This is a genomic window from Hymenobacter terrestris (assembly GCF_013377905.1).
GTDB classification, from domain to species: domain Bacteria; phylum Bacteroidota; class Bacteroidia; order Cytophagales; family Hymenobacteraceae; genus Hymenobacter; species Hymenobacter terrestris.
The window spans coordinates 30862-44623 of record NZ_JABKAV010000027.1; the positions used below are offsets into that span (position 1 = coordinate 30862).

A 13762-nucleotide genomic window follows, 5' to 3' on the forward strand; every position below is an offset into this window, starting at 1 on the left:
TACATGGAGGACAAAGCAAGTTATTTCGTGAGTTGGTTGCGCTGGCAGCAGCAGGATAGTTACGCGCTGTGGATTAATAAGCCCGAAAGTGAGCTGTATTGGGCGGATGCTCAGGACAATATTCCTTTGTTTGCAACCAGTGAGGAAGTCTGCTTATTGGCTGATGAGCTCGGCGTTCAGATATATATACAGGCAGAAAATCCTCATATGATTGATGTGGACTGCGTGTGGCAATGGCTGCAGCAGCCGCAGAAGCGTCCGCCCAAAGAGTGTTTGGCTATCTGGAGTACGTTCAGCGACGTAGGCTCGGGAGTAGGTGTGCCATTTGATGGCGACCGGAAAAGCCCGGTGCGCAACCGGGTCTTCGACAAGCTGTATTTCAACGACGGTATTTTTCAGATAAATCAGGATGGGAAAATGGACTTTCATGGTCCTCATACTAAACCTTGGATACCAGGCTGGCGGCGGGAGGAGCGTAAAAGGCTGAAACGCGACCTTCAGCAAGGATTTCGGCTGTGGCAGAGGTACACCTACCGCACAACACTAGACGCCGTGCCGCTACCGTAGACCCGCACGGCGATACTGTATCTTTGTATGGTATGCTAAGTGTCAGAACCCCGTCCGTCCGCGACTATTTTCCGTTTGAGCCTACCCAGGACCAGGCTGCCCTGTTTCAGCAGCTCGACGGGTTTTTGAAGGACGATTTGCCGGGCCGCAAGGCGTTTGTGCTGCGGGGCTACGCCGGCACCGGCAAAACCACCGTGGTAAGCGCCCTTGTGCAGTGGCTGCACCAAATGGGCCGCAAATACGTGTTGATGGCCCCCACCGGCCGCGCTGCCAAAGTCATGGGCACCTATTCGGGCGTGGCCGCCAGCACCATTCACAAAAAAATCTACCGCCAGACCAGCGGCCAGCCGGCCCAGGGCCTCACGTTCCAGCGCCAGCCCAACCGCGCTCAGGATACGCTCTTTATCGTCGATGAGGCCTCGATGATTTCCGACGAGAAAGCGTTTGGCTCGACCGGCCTGCTCGACGATTTGATGAGCTACGTGTTCGAGAAGACCAGCAACCGGCTGCTGCTCATCGGCGACACGGCCCAGCTGCCGCCGGTGGGCCAGCTGCTCAGCCCCGCCCTCGACCCCGACCTGCTGCGCGACCGGTTCCGGGCCGAGGTGGGCTCAGTGGAACTGCGCCAGGTGATGCGTCAGGCTGAGAAATCGGGCATCCTGATGAACGCCACCGTGTTGCGTGAGGAACTCCGGCAGGATGAGCCCAACATCCAGTTCTTCACCAAAGGCTACCCCGACATCTTCTCGATGGGCACTGATAAGCTCGAAGATGGCCTGCGTTGGGCCTACAAACACTTCGGCTACGAGAACAGCACCATCATCTGCCGCTCCAACAAAAACGCCAACCAGTACAACCAGTACATCCGCCGCATCCTGTTCGAGGCCGAAGACGAGATTGAGTCGGGCGACTACCTAATGGTGGTGCGCAACAACTACTACTGGCTCCCGCGCGACTCCGACATCGGCTTTCTGGCCAACGGCGACTTTGTGCAGGTGGTCAAAATCATTCGTTTAACGGAGGAGTTCGGCTTCCGCTTCGCCGATGCCCGCGTGCGCCTCGTCGATTATCCCGATGAGCCCGATCTGGAGGTGAAGCTGCTACTCGACACGCTGCACACCGAAAGCCCCGGCCTGCCCGCCGACCGCAACAAAGCCCTCTACGAGGCCGTCAGCGAAGATTATAATCACCTCACCACCAAGAAAGAAAAAAGCGCGGCCCTGCGCAAAGACCCGTTTCTGAACGCGCTGCAGGTGAAGTTTGCCTACGCCCTCACCTGCCATAAAGCCCAGGGCGGCCAGTGGCAGGCCGTTTTCGTCGACCACGGCTACCTGAAGGAGGACATGGTAAACTCCGAATTCGCCCGCTGGCTCTACACGGCCGTCACCCGCTCCTCAGAAAAGCTGTTCCTACTCAATTTCAACCAGAAGCTGCTCGGTGACCCCGCCGAGGACTAACAGCGCTAGTGTTGTCCGATGAACTTCACCGGCTGCCGACTGCGTTAGGCAGCAATAAGAGTGGCCTGAAACTTGGTAGGCACGCCTCGGTAGAATTTTCCGTACTTTCAACTGTCATTTACTCATCTGTCTTATGAAAAACGTTCTTTTTCTGGCTCTGTCGCTGTCGGTGATGGGCCTGAGCGCTCAGGCGCAATCTGTGAAGCCGGCCAATGCCCAGGCGAAAGTAGCCGGTGCGCAAATCCAGTTTGAAGAAAGCAAGTTCGAGTTCGGAGCCGTGAAAACCGGTGCTGTCGTCGACCACACTTTCAAGTTCAAGAACGTAGGCACCCAGCCGCTGGTCATTTCCAACATTGGCGTTACCTGCGGCTGCACCACGCCCGAATGGACGCGCGAGCCCATCATGCCCGGTAAGTCGGGCACGGTGGTAGCCAAGTTCAATACGGCCGGCAAATACGGTATGCAGAACAAGGTGCTCACCGTCGAGTCGAACTCGGTAGGCGGCAACGCCATGGTGGCCTTGGTAGGTGAGGTGAAGGAAGAAGGAGCCGCCATGCAGGCCCCGCCCGCCAACGCCGAGTCGATGGTAGACCAGAGTGCGCCCGATGGCAAGCAGAAATTGAAGATGGACGACAATAAAATCAAGGCCAAGAAGAAGTCGTAAGGCGGATTCCTGCAAATGAAAAAGGCGCTTTCCCTGGCAGGGAAGCGCCTTTTTTGTGCCAACTAAGCAGAGCCATCAGAACAAAATCTAGCAGCTGTAAGCTAATGGCTAGCAGCTCAGAGAAACCTACAGTTGCCGGGCCGCCAGCAGCAGCATAATCCAGCCGGCAATGAAGAGCACGCCGCCAATGGGCGTAACCGCCCCCAGCTTGGTGATGCCCGTCAGGCAAAGCACGTAGAGCGAGCCGCTGAAGATGAGAATGCCACCCAGCCACAGCCAAGCCACGGTACCCAGGCTCTTCAGCTCCGGCCGCAGCAGCAGCAGCAACCCAATGCCCAGCAGCGCCAACGTATGGAAAAACTGATAGCACACAGCCGTTTCGAAGGTTTCAAAGCGCCCGGAGGCCTCCAGCATCTTCCGTAGCCCGTGCGCCGCAAAGGCCCCGATGCCTACGCTCAAAGCGCCCAGCAACGCCGCCAGTTGAAGGATAAGTTTAGCAGTCATGGTGTTGGATTTTGGTGGGGATGTTATTTCACTTTTAAAACGTCATGCAGATCGTAGCGAAGCATCTCGCAATGGTGACTCTGTTATTTAGTGACTCCGGTAATGTCATCAAGCGAGATGCGTCGCTACGCTCTGCATGACGTTCCAGCGAAACCAGTTCCTACCGGCGGCCAAAAATAGCGCTGCCCACCCGAATCAGGGTGCTGCCTTCGCGCACGGCCAGCGCATAGTCGGCGCTCATGCCCATCGATACCTCCCGGAACGTGGACTCACCGGCGAAATACAGGGCTTGAAGCTTATCGAAGTAGCCGCGCAGCTGCCGGAACTCGCGGCGCACCTGATCCTCATCGTCGGTGTTGGTGGCAATGCCCATCACGCCTGTCAGGCGCACGTGGCGCAGGGCACGGTACTCCTCGGAGCGCAGGATTTCTTCGGCTTCGGACAGCGTGAGGCCGGTTTTGGTGTCCTCGTCAGCAATGTGAAACTGCAGTAGACCCTCGATTACCCGGTCGTGCTTGGCGGCCTGCTTCTCCATTTCGAGCAGCAGCTTTAGGCTATCTACGCTCTGAACGGTGTGCACGAAGCCAGCAATGTATTTCACCTTGTTGGTTTGCAGCTGTCCAATTAGGTGCCACTGCACATCGTCGGGTAGCTGGGGCTGCTTTTCGGCCATTTCCTGGGCCCGGTTCTCGCCAAACAGCCGTCCGCCGGCGTCGTAGGCTTCCTGCAGCAGTCCTATGGGGTGGGTTTTGGTAACGGCTACCAGCCGGGCGTTGGTGCCGGTCAGGGTTGCTTCGATGCGGTTCAGGTTTTCGGCAATAGACATGCGGGCAAGTTCGGGGTTTCGGGGAGAAAGGGCATTGGGGCGGGTCACTGGGGGCTCTCAAAGCCGCCGCTGTGTAAAGCAACCAGGGAAGCGGCGGTTGTGTTGAAACCAGCCTGGATCTGTATTTTTATGCACCCGCTACGCCGGTGAATGATTTTCCGCTGATTAATCAGCATCTAGTGTTGCTCTACTCCAAAAAAATAGGCAATTACAACTCTCGATTATCAGGATTCAAGTATTATGAATGAGGTTCTGGGTTACGATGAAATCGGGAAACTACTTGGTTCGTATGCTGCAATCGAAAAACGGCTTGCCGAACTATTGCTTGAAATAAAGCCGCAAAAACCCGGGCTATTTGCGTTTCTGAAGTGTTTGTTGTCATCCAAATACCCCTATATCGGCCAGTCTGAGCCTATCTGGCGCCAGGAAACGGAGGATATTGTCCGGGCACTTGCAGTAAATGATAGGCAAGAGCTAGCCTCGCTAATGAATCTGCATGCTCTAAACGCTGCCATTGAAGCAACACGCTATCAGGATTCAACTCTGGTCCGGCACGCGGAGGTACTACGCCGCTATTCTGAGCAGGTCAGAAACTTTACAGTCAAGCAATAAGCAACCTTTTCATTCCTGCCCCAAACTCCGTATCTTTGCGCCCCTGCCAGGGTGGCGGGCCGGCGCTTTAGCGTTGGGTATCAAGCAAAAACGCGTTCCGGGGGCGGGCCCTGCGCCGGACGTGTACATAAGGGCCAGTGCTACAATCATGGCAGAATTAGTTGACAATTTCGACTGGGACAACGTAGACGCCAGCGGCTTCGGAGGTAATTACACCTCCGAGCAGCGCGCCGAAATGGAAGAGATGTACAGCGGTACACTCACCACCGTTCAGGAAGAAGAAGTAGTAACCGGCACCGTAGTTGGCATGACCGACCGCGACGTGATCCTGAACATCGGCTTCAAGTCCGATGGTCTGGTGCCCCTGTCTGAATTCCGCGACCTGCCCGACCTGAAGGCCGGCGACACAGTGGAGGTATTCATCGAGGAGCAGGAGAATGCCAACGGCCAGCTCATCCTGAGCCGTAAGAAAGCCAAAATCAAGCAGGCCTGGAAAGCCATCTACGACGCACTGGAGAATGATTCGGTGCTCGAAGGTGTGGTGAAGCGTCGCACTAAAGGCGGCCTCATCATGGACCTCGACGGCGTAGAAGCCTTCCTGCCCGGCTCGCAGATTGACGTGAAGCCTATTCGCGACTTCGACATTTATGTGGGTCGCCGCATGGAAGTGAAAGTGGTGAAAATCAACGCTGCGTTCGATAACGTCGTGGTATCGCACAAGGTGCTCATCGAGAAAGACCTCGAGAAGCAGCGCGAAGCCATCCTCAACAACTTGGAGAAAGGCCAGATCCTGGAGGGCGTTATCAAGAACATGACCAACTTCGGTGTGTTCATCGACCTCGGCGGTGTCGATGGTCTGCTGCACATCACCGACATCTCGTGGGGCCGCATCGCTCATCCGAGCGAAGTACTGCAGCTCGACCAGAAGCTTAACATCGTGGTACTTGACTTCGACGAAGCCAAGAAGCGTATCAGCCTCGGCCTGAAGCAGCTGACCCCGCATCCGTGGGATTCGCTGCCCGAAGACATGGGCGTAGGCACCAAGGTGAAGGGCCGCATCGTGAACGTTGCCGACTACGGCGCGTTCATGGAAATCATCCCCGGCGTAGAGGGCCTGATCCACGTGTCGGAAATGAGCTGGAGCCAGCACCTGCGCAACCCGCAGGACTTCATCAAGCAGGGCGACGTAGTAGAGGCGCAGATTCTGACCCTCGACCGCGAAGACCGCAAGATGAGCCTCGGCATCAAGCAGCTCAGCGAAGACCCATGGACTCGTGGCGACTTCTCCGAGAAGTATGCCATCGGTACCAACCACAATGGCCTGGTGCGCAACCTGACCAACTTCGGCCTGTTCGTAGAGCTGGAAGAGGGTGTAGACGGCCTCGTGCACGTTTCGGACCTGTCGTGGACCAAGAAGATCAAGCACCCCTCCGAAATGGTGAAGGTGGGCGACCGTCTGGACGTGGTAGTACTGGAGCTGGACGTGAGCAACCGCCGCCTGGCCCTGGGCCACAAGCAGCTGGAGGAAAACCCTTGGGATACGTTCCAGACGGTGTTCACCCCCGGCTCGGTACACACGGCCACCATCATCGACAAGAACGACCGCGGCGCGGTGCTCGAGTTGCCTTACGGCATCGAAGGCTTCGCTTACCCCAAGTCGCTCCAGAAGGAGGATGGCTCGATGGCTGAGAACGGCGAGTCGCTCGAATTCCGCGTGATTGAGTTCTCGAAAGATGACCGTCGCGTTGTGCTTTCGCACCAGGCTGTTTACAACAAGCAGGCTGAGGAAGAAGGCCGCGCTGCCAAGTTCGCCAAGAAGAAGCCGTCGGCCGGTGCCGCCGGTGCTGCTTCGCAGGGCGAAGGCAAGCTGAGCGACATGAAGAAGACCACCCCGGCCGAGAAATCGACCCTCGGTGACCTCGACGCTCTGTCGGCTCTGCGCGACAAGATGATGGATAACGAGTCTTAAGACTCAGCGTTCAGTACAGATAGGAGAGGCCCCGGCGCAAGTCGGGGCCTTTTTTTGCCGTTGATGAAGTAACGCCATTCAGAGCGAAGCGAAGAATGACGTTACTTCAATAAGCTCTACCTCTAAAAAGAAGCCACACGTCGCCAACGACTTACCCGCGTACGACCCAAAAAAGGCGGCTAGGCTTTGGCCGGCTTCGGATTAAGGCGTATGTTTGCATCCTCAAAGCCCTCCCGGTGACGTGACCGAGCGGCTAGGTAGAGGTCTGCAAAACCTCCTACGGCGGTTCGAATCCGCCCGTCACCTCTCTTTTTGCTCATTGCCTGAACCCCGGTTGATTCGTTTCAATCGGGGTTTTTTGCGCCCACATGAAATCGGTGGGCAGCGGAGGCAATGAAGCGGAAGGCTGCCACGCAATTACGGTTTTTTGAAGCGAAATTTAGCGTCTCGGCTGTAGTTAACCCGTGCATTATCCTTACATTCCGTTCCTGCGTAGAACGCGCACCAACTCGTCTTCTCTCTTCTCTTTCTCTTTATGAAAATTGTGAACCTGCGCACTATGCGCGGCCCCAGCTTCTGGTCTGTTAAGCATTACCGTTTGATTGTAATGAAAGTGGATTTGGAGGATCTGGCCGACAAATGGTCGAGCAGCATTCCGGCGCTGGCCGAGCAGCTACCTGGCCTGCTACCCCGCCTGACCGACGCACCACCCTCCGACGCGGATAAGGCGATACTAAAGAAACCCCCGCTTACGGCCGAGCAACTCACCGACGGCGAACCGCTGGGCTACGTGGTGCAGCACGTGGCCCTGGCTCTGCAGCGCACGGCCGGCATGCCCGTGTTCTGGGGTAAGTCGTACCCGGCCGAACATGAGCCGGGGGTGGAGTTTGTGGTATTTGCCTATCAGGAAGAGCGGGCCGGCCGCATGGCTGCCGAGGCCGCCGTGCAGCTCGTCGATGACATCTGCCAGGGCCGGCCAGTAAGTATCGAGCGCACGATTGAGGAACTGCACGAAATCCGGGAAGAGGAGTTTTTCGGCCCCAGTACCTGGAGCATCGTATCGGAGGCTGCCTCGCGCAATATTCCCTACATCCAGCTTAAAAACAGCAGCATCATTCAGCTGGGCTATGGCGTCAACCAGAAGCGCATCTGGGCCACTACCACCAGCTACACCAGCCATGCGGGCGTGGAGGTGGCCGGCAATAAAAACCGCACAAAGGCCATGCTCGACGCGGCCGGCGTACCTGTTCCTAACGGCACCACCGTGTATTCGGAAGACGAATTGCGTGAGGCTATTGAGGAACTGGGCTTCCCGATCGTTACTAAACCGCTTAACGGCAACCACGGTCGCGGGGCCACCATTGGTATTAAGAGCTGGGCCGAAGCCGTAGACGGTTTCCAGGCCGCCCAGCAGCATTCCAAAAATTCGCGGGCTGTTATTGTGGAGCAGCTGGTGCAGGGCCACGACTTCCGGATGCTGGTGGTAAACGGCAAGCTGATTGCCGCTGCCAAGCGCACTCCGGCTGCCGTAACCGGCGACGGCCAGCACACCATTCAGCAGCTGATTGACAAGGTAAACGAAGACCCGCGCCGGGGGATTGGCCACGAGAAGGTGCTCACCAGCATCAAAGCCGATCAGCACACCCAGGACTTACTGCTTACCCAAAGCCTGACGCTGGATTCGGTGCTGCCTGCCGGGCAGGAGCTGTACCTGAAAACCACGGCCAACATCAGTACCGGCGGTACGGCAACCGATGTAACCGACCTGGTGCATCCGTACAACGTGCTGATGGCCGAGCGCGTGGCCGGCATCGTGGGCCTCGACATCTGCGGCATCGATCTGCTGACTTCCGATATTGCCATTCCGCTGAACGAAACTCGGGGTGCCGTAATTGAGGTGAATGCCGCCCCCGGCTTCCGGATGCATATTTCGCCCACCCAGGGGCTGCCCCGCAACGTGGCTGCTCCGGTTATCGACATGTTATTTCCGGCCGGCAGCAAAGCCCGAATTCCAATTTTTGCCGTTACGGGTACCAATGGTAAAACTACCACCACGCTGTTGCTGGCCCATATTGTGGCGGCCAAAGGCTATAAAGTAGGGCACACTACTACCAACGGCATCTATATACAAGGTGTGCAGCTGCAAAGCGGCGACTGCACCGGCGGCCAGAGCGCCGAGTTTGTGCTGAAGGACCCTACGGTAAACTTCGCGGTACTCGAAACAGCCCGCGGTGGTATGCTGCGTTCGGGTCTGGGCTTCCATACTTGCGACGTGGCTATTGTAACCAACGTGGCGGCCGACCACCTGGGCATGCGCGACATTTACACTGTGGAGGATATGGCGGCCGTGAAGGGCGTGCTGCCGCGCACGGTGCGCAAAAATGGCTGGGCCGTGCTCAACGCCGACGACGACCTAGTGTATGCCATGCGCGAAAAACTCGATTGCCGGGTTGCTCTCTTCAGCATGGATGAGCACAGCCCCCGCATCCGGGAGCACGCCGAGCATGGCGGGCTGGCCGCAGTGTACGAGGAAGGCTATATTTCCATCTACAAAAACAGCTACAAGCTGCGCATCGACCGGGCGGCGGAGTTCCCGGTCACGTTTGGCGGACGGGCAACGTTCAACATCGAAAACGCCATGGCCGCTGCCCTGGCCTGCTACTGCTACGGATTCGAAAAGGACGAAATCAAGCAGGCGCTTCGCACGTTTGTGCCTTCGGGCGTGAAAACGCCGGGCCGCATGAACGTGTATAAATTCCCGCAGTTCGAGGTGATTGTGGACTATGCCCACAATGCCCACGGCATGGAGAAGTTTGCCCAGTTTCTGGAAGCCACCGAAGCCACCCACAAAGTTGGCGTGATTTCGGGCCTCGGTGACCGGCGCGAAGAAGACACGCTGGCTTTTGCCCGAATCGTGGGTCGCGTGTTCGATGAGGTGGTGTTGCGCCAGGACCGCGACTTACGCGGTAAAACGGCTGAGGAGCTGCGCAAGCTGATGACGGAGGGACTGCGCCTCGACGCGCCGGATATCACCATCACGTACATCGAAAATGAGATGGAAGCCATGGACCACGTGTTGCAAACTGCCCGCCCCGGCTCGCTGATAGCCATGTTCACCGAAGACATTAAATCGACGCTGCAGAAGCTTGACGAGTTCGAGGCGCAGATTGCCACGGACCACGGGTAAGCCCCCCCGGATGTTCCGGATTATGTAACCACTAAAAAGAGCCGCCTCGTTAGGGGCGGCTCTTTTTAGTGGTTACGTGTCTGGCTCAGAATTGATAATTGGGCCAGTTGCAACGCTTGTAATTCGGTCGTTCTACTTAAGCGTGAACGTGGTCTTACCAATCAGCACGCCGCCTTCATATAGCTCAATGGTGTGCAGGCCGGTTTTGTAGGCTGCTCCTTTGGCGTAGGTGAATTGCACAGGCTGGCGGGTGTTGTCGTATACGATGTCCTGCTTGGCCGTGTAGAATGCCTCGGAGCCGTCAATCATGAACGTGCCACCGCCGGTGCTCAAGTTGTAGAGCGCGGCGCCATCCGGCTCAATCAGGCGCATCATGATTTCCTTGGTTTCCTTCGGCGACACATCGTTGCGGGCCAGGTTGAAGGTTACTTTAACTTTCTCTACCCGGCGGGCTTTGAACTCGTTATCGGTGTCTTCCTTTTCCTTGTCGCGGCTGTTAACCACGTTTACCCGGATGTTCTCTGCCTGCAGGCGCGAGGCCACGGCCACCTTCTGGCTCAGCTCCTGGTTGGAGCGCACAACCGACGAAATGGTGTCGGTCAGCTTGTTCTGGCGCTCCTTAAGGGTGGTGGTTTCGGTGTAAAGCGCTTCGTTGTCGGCCTTGAGCTGAACGATTTCCTCGTCTTTCTTGCGCAGCTGGGTTTCAAAGTTGGCGGCCCGCTGCTTGAAGCGACGCTGCTCGGATACGCTGAAGCTGCTGGCCCGGAAGGAGCGGAGCTTGAGCAGGTCGGAGTTGATCTGGGCCAGCTTGGCTACCAGCGAGTCGTTGGCAAGGCCCATGCCCTGTACTTCCTGGCTCTGGCGCTCGTAATCGGCTTTCAGCGACTCGTACTGCTTGATCTGGTCTTCGAGCTTAGCGTCCTTACTCACCACATCGGCTTGGAGCATTTCGTTCTGTTTGCTCTTCTGCTGATTCATGTAGAACAGAAAGCCGTTGATACCCAGTAGTACCAGAACGAGGGCCCCAATCAATAGCAGGCGGTTATTGTTCTTCGGTTCGGGGCTCTGATCTTGTTCCATAGAGAAAGGGGTTTGGTGGAGGTCCGGACAGTCCGGACGCGGTAGTACCTTTGGGCAAAAATAACGGAGTTTGCTACCCCGGCAAGTGCCGAAGGTACAACCCCGCCACGAAATGCAGCCTGTCCCCGCTCTCGATACCGCCTACTGGCAGCAGCGCTACGAAATCGGCCAGACCGGCTGGGATGCGGGGGGCATAACGCCCCCGCTGCGCGAATATTTCAATCAGTTGGGTTTGCCCGACAGTCGCCGCATCCTCATTCCGGGGGCCGGCCGCGGCTATGAGGCCGAATATCTGCACCGCGCCGGCTGGCCCGAAGTGTTTGTAGCCGACCTTGCCCCGGCGGCCCTGGAAGACCTGCAGGCCCGTGTTCCGGACTTCCCGGCGGCCCAGCTGCTGCTGGCCGACTTCTTTGCCCTGGAACCTGCCCCGCCCTTCGACCTCATCGTGGAGCAGACCTTCTTCTGCGCCCTCGACCCCGCCCTGCGGCCTGCCTATGCCCGCCAGTGCGCCCGGTTGCTACGGCCCGGCGGTACGCTCATGGGCCTGCTCTTCGATACTGAGTTTGCCCAGGCCGGCCCGCCCTTTGGGGGCTCGCGTGAGGAGTACCGCGCCTACTTCGAGCCGTATTTCGATCTTGAGCACTTCGCCGCCGCTACCAATTCGCTGCCGCCCCGTCAGGGCCGGGAGCTGTTTATCTGTTTGAAAAGGAAACAGAACGAGTAGGGGCGGGACTTGCCCCCGCCCGCCGTTCGCGCCGCTTCAACGGTAATCGTTCAACGGCGGGCGAGGACAAGCCTCGCCCTTACTCGTTCTAGTACTAAAGCTCTAACCATTCTTAATCCAATGCTCGAAGCCCTTACCAACGCGCTGCCGCACTTTCGTAATACCAATTCCGGTCAGTTTTTTCTGATGGCCGGCCCCTGCGTGATTGAGGGCGAGGAGATGGCGCTGCGCATTGCCGAGCGCATCCAGCACATCACCGACAAGCTCCAGATTCCGTTCATCTTCAAAGGCTCGTACCGCAAGGCCAACCGCTCGCGCCTCGATTCCTACACTGGCATCGGCGACGAAAAAGCCCTGCGCATTCTGCAGAAGGTAAGCCGCGAAATAGGTGTGCCCACCGTCACCGACATCCACGAGTCGGGCGAGGCTGCCATGGCCGCCGAGTACGTCGATGTGTTGCAGATTCCGGCTTTTCTGTGCCGACAGACCGATTTGCTGGTGGCCGCCGCCCAGACCGGCAAAGTGGTGAACGTAAAGAAAGGTCAGTTTCTGAATGGGGAGGCCATGCAGTTCGCAGTGGACAAAGTGCGCCAGTCTGGCAACGACAATGTGCTGCTAACCGACCGCGGCAACTCGTTCGGCTACTCCGATCTGGTGGTCGATTTTCGCAACCTGCCCGCCATGCGCGCCTTCGGCGTCCCCGTTATTATGGACGTTACGCACTCACTGCAGCGCCCCAACCAAAGCAGCGGCGTAACTGGCGGCCAGCCCGCGCTCATTGAAACCATTGCCAAAGCCGCCATTGCTGTAGGTGCCGATGGCCTGTTCATCGAAACCCACCCTACGCCCGCCACCGCCAAATCCGACGGAGCCAACATGCTGCCCCTCGATCAGCTGGAAGACCTGCTAATCAAGCTGACACGGGTACGCGAGGCAATTCGGTAAAGAGCTAGCGGTAAAAAAAAGCGCGTCATGCTGAGCGGAGCCGAAGCATCTCTACCGCAATGCTAGTTCTGGTGTCAGGATTAGTATTGCGGTAGAGATGGTTCGACTCCGCTCAGCATGACGTGCTTTCTGCTGCCGGCTAGCAACCAATATGTACCACTATGCCCCAAATACCCGGGTGCGCTCCAGCAGCTTATCCAGCAGGTTGTCGAAGCGCAGGGTGAAATGCTGGCGGGGCAGGTTGGGGCGGAAGAACACGAGGCCGATGTAGAACAGGTCGACGGTGAGCGTGACGTCGGGGTGCTGGCGGATGGCTTCCCAGGCCTGTTCCATTTCGGCCGACCAATGAATGTCGTCGAGTACAAAGACGCTGTTGGGCGTGCGGTGGGCGTTTAGCTGCTCGAAATAGCGCAGCGTGGGCTCGTAGCGGTGGTTGCCGTCGAAGAAGGCAAAATCGACGGGCGTGGGCAGGGTAGCCAGGGCAGGAGCGAGGGTATCGTCGAGGTTGCCTTCGATGAGTTCAACGTTTTGGGCTTCCACGGCCCCGAATGTCTGGCGGGCCACGGCGGCCGTAGCCGGGCAGCCCTCAAAGGTGAGTACGTTAGCCCGCGAGTCGGCCAGGGCGAGGTAGGCAGTGGTGAGGCCCAGAGAGGTGCCCAGCTCCACCACTGTGCGGGGCTGGTAGTGGTTGACGAGCCGGAACAGCAGCTGGCCCAGCTTGGGCGGTTTGGCGGCGGTGCGGGCAATATCGCGCAGGCGGCGCGGCCGGCCGGCCCCGGCCACCCGCGAGCCAGCCCCGAAGTCGCGCACCGTTATGGCCGTGCTGTCGGCGAGCAGGGCGGTGCGGCGGGCCTCCACAGCCTCGTAGGCGGCAAACCGGCCCGAGTGGGTGACAACATCCGTGTAGAGCCCGAATACGAAGGGCGAGTGCAACCCGTGGGCGTTGCCCGAGCGCCCCAGGAAACGGAGGTAGCTGAGAATCTGGAAAAACAAAGCGCGGTTGCGGAGAATTGAGTTGAAGCCGGAAAGGTAGAAACCGATTAGTTGATGAGCGCTTAGAAGCAGGGCTCACCCCCACCCTACGCTGGACAGGCCGGACAGAAGTTGCAGTACGCTGTAGGGGCGGGGGTTTGTTAAGTCTGCCGTGACCGCCCTCGGCTCAGCCTGGGTATTTTATTGGATACTGGCGAGCTAGAGTGCGGTAGAGCATGGCGGACTGCCCGGTGT

General features: G+C 58.0%; 12 protein-coding genes and 1 tRNA gene. 9 read left to right on the top strand and 4 right to left on the bottom strand.

What is annotated here, in order from left to right; genetic code table 11:
- Positions 1-3: 3 nt before the first annotated feature.
- The 3 genes from HW556_RS10740 to HW556_RS10750 all read left to right on the top strand — a co-directional run bounded on the left by HW556_RS10740 (position 4) and on the right by HW556_RS10750 (position 2688).
- Positions 4-567, top strand: a complete 564-nt coding sequence (locus HW556_RS10740; RefSeq protein WP_176900024.1) for a hypothetical protein — start codon at positions 4-6, stop codon at positions 565-567.
- A 32-nt stretch (positions 568-599) separates the two neighbouring features.
- Positions 600-2024, top strand: coding sequence for an ATP-dependent DNA helicase (locus HW556_RS10745; RefSeq protein ID WP_176900025.1), 1425 nt, complete (start codon positions 600-602; stop codon positions 2022-2024).
- Between the two features lie 133 nt (positions 2025-2157).
- Positions 2158-2688, top strand: coding sequence for a DUF1573 domain-containing protein (locus HW556_RS10750; protein ID WP_176900026.1), 531 nt, complete (start codon positions 2158-2160; stop codon positions 2686-2688).
- A gap of 126 nt (positions 2689-2814) precedes the next feature.
- Here HW556_RS10750 and HW556_RS10755 read toward each other — a convergent pair whose 3' ends face one another.
- A complete protein-coding gene (locus tag HW556_RS10755) occupies positions 2815-3192 on the bottom strand; it encodes a DUF423 domain-containing protein (RefSeq protein ID WP_176900027.1) in 378 nt (125 codons plus the stop codon).
- Between the two features lie 160 nt (positions 3193-3352).
- Positions 3353-4018 carry a YggS family pyridoxal phosphate-dependent enzyme gene (locus tag HW556_RS10760; RefSeq protein WP_176900028.1) on the bottom strand — a complete coding sequence of 222 codons (666 nt, stop codon included), beginning with the start codon at positions 4016-4018 and terminating at the stop codon, positions 3353-3355.
- 240 nt (positions 4019-4258) lie between these two features.
- On the opposite strand from HW556_RS10760, the gene HW556_RS10765 reads away from it, so the two are divergent.
- The 4 genes from HW556_RS10765 to cphA all read left to right on the top strand — a co-directional run bounded on the left by HW556_RS10765 (position 4259) and on the right by cphA (position 9786).
- Positions 4259-4630 carry a hypothetical protein gene (locus HW556_RS10765; protein ID WP_176900029.1) on the top strand — a complete coding sequence of 124 codons (372 nt, stop codon included), beginning with the start codon at positions 4259-4261 and terminating at the stop codon, positions 4628-4630.
- Positions 4631-4778: 148 nt separating this feature from the next.
- Positions 4779-6599 carry a 30S ribosomal protein S1 gene (gene rpsA, locus HW556_RS10770; protein ID WP_176900030.1) on the top strand — a complete coding sequence of 607 codons (1821 nt, stop codon included), beginning with the start codon at positions 4779-4781 and terminating at the stop codon, positions 6597-6599.
- 235 nt (positions 6600-6834) lie between these two features.
- Positions 6835-6905: transfer RNA gene (locus HW556_RS10775), tRNA-Cys, on the top strand.
- 229 nt (positions 6906-7134) lie between these two features.
- Positions 7135-9786, top strand: a complete 2652-nt coding sequence (gene cphA / locus HW556_RS10780) for a cyanophycin synthetase (protein ID WP_176900031.1) — start codon at positions 7135-7137, stop codon at positions 9784-9786.
- A gap of 132 nt (positions 9787-9918) precedes the next feature.
- Here cphA and HW556_RS10785 read toward each other — a convergent pair whose 3' ends face one another.
- Positions 9919-10866 (bottom strand): hypothetical protein, encoded by a 948-nt coding sequence (locus HW556_RS10785; RefSeq protein ID WP_176900032.1) that lies wholly within the window; start codon positions 10864-10866, stop codon positions 9919-9921.
- 112 nt (positions 10867-10978) lie between these two features.
- Between HW556_RS10785 and HW556_RS10790 the strand changes: the two genes are divergently transcribed.
- Both HW556_RS10790 and kdsA read left to right on the top strand, forming a co-directional pair.
- Positions 10979-11590 (top strand): methyltransferase domain-containing protein, encoded by a 612-nt coding sequence (locus tag HW556_RS10790; protein ID WP_176900033.1) that lies wholly within the window; start codon positions 10979-10981, stop codon positions 11588-11590.
- Between the two features lie 120 nt (positions 11591-11710).
- Complete coding sequence (gene kdsA, locus HW556_RS10795) at positions 11711-12535, top strand: 3-deoxy-8-phosphooctulonate synthase (protein WP_176900034.1); 825 nt, start codon at positions 11711-11713, stop codon at positions 12533-12535.
- A gap of 159 nt (positions 12536-12694) precedes the next feature.
- On the opposite strand, the gene HW556_RS10800 is transcribed toward kdsA, so the two are convergent.
- The gene (locus HW556_RS10800) at positions 12695-13528 is read right to left on the bottom strand and encodes an O-methyltransferase (protein ID WP_176900035.1); all 834 of its coding nucleotides are present in this window, start codon (positions 13526-13528) and stop codon (positions 12695-12697) included.
- Positions 13529-13762: the final 234 nt, after the last annotated feature.

Excerpts from the sequence above, each read along its gene's own strand:
- HW556_RS10740 (WP_176900024.1), top strand. The coding sequence starts at position 4 with ATGGAGGACAAAGCAAGTTATTTCGTGAGTTGGTTGCGCTGGCAGCAG.
- HW556_RS10745 (WP_176900025.1), top strand. The coding sequence starts at position 600 with ATGCTAAGTGTCAGAACCCCGTCCGTCCGCGACTATTTTCCGTTTGAG.
- HW556_RS10750 (WP_176900026.1), top strand. The coding sequence starts at position 2,158 with ATGAAAAACGTTCTTTTTCTGGCTCTGTCGCTGTCGGTGATGGGCCTG.
- HW556_RS10755 (WP_176900027.1), bottom strand. The coding sequence starts at position 3,192 with ATGACTGCTAAACTTATCCTTCAACTGGCGGCGTTGCTGGGCGCTTTG.
- HW556_RS10760 (WP_176900028.1), bottom strand. The coding sequence starts at position 4,018 with ATGTCTATTGCCGAAAACCTGAACCGCATCGAAGCAACCCTGACCGGC.
- HW556_RS10765 (WP_176900029.1), top strand. The coding sequence starts at position 4,259 with ATGAATGAGGTTCTGGGTTACGATGAAATCGGGAAACTACTTGGTTCG.
- rpsA (WP_176900030.1), top strand. The coding sequence starts at position 4,779 with ATGGCAGAATTAGTTGACAATTTCGACTGGGACAACGTAGACGCCAGC.
- cphA (WP_176900031.1), top strand. The coding sequence starts at position 7,135 with ATGAAAATTGTGAACCTGCGCACTATGCGCGGCCCCAGCTTCTGGTCT.
- HW556_RS10785 (WP_176900032.1), bottom strand. The coding sequence starts at position 10,866 with ATGGAACAAGATCAGAGCCCCGAACCGAAGAACAATAACCGCCTGCTA.
- HW556_RS10790 (WP_176900033.1), top strand. The coding sequence starts at position 10,979 with ATGCAGCCTGTCCCCGCTCTCGATACCGCCTACTGGCAGCAGCGCTAC.
- kdsA (WP_176900034.1), top strand. The coding sequence starts at position 11,711 with ATGCTCGAAGCCCTTACCAACGCGCTGCCGCACTTTCGTAATACCAAT.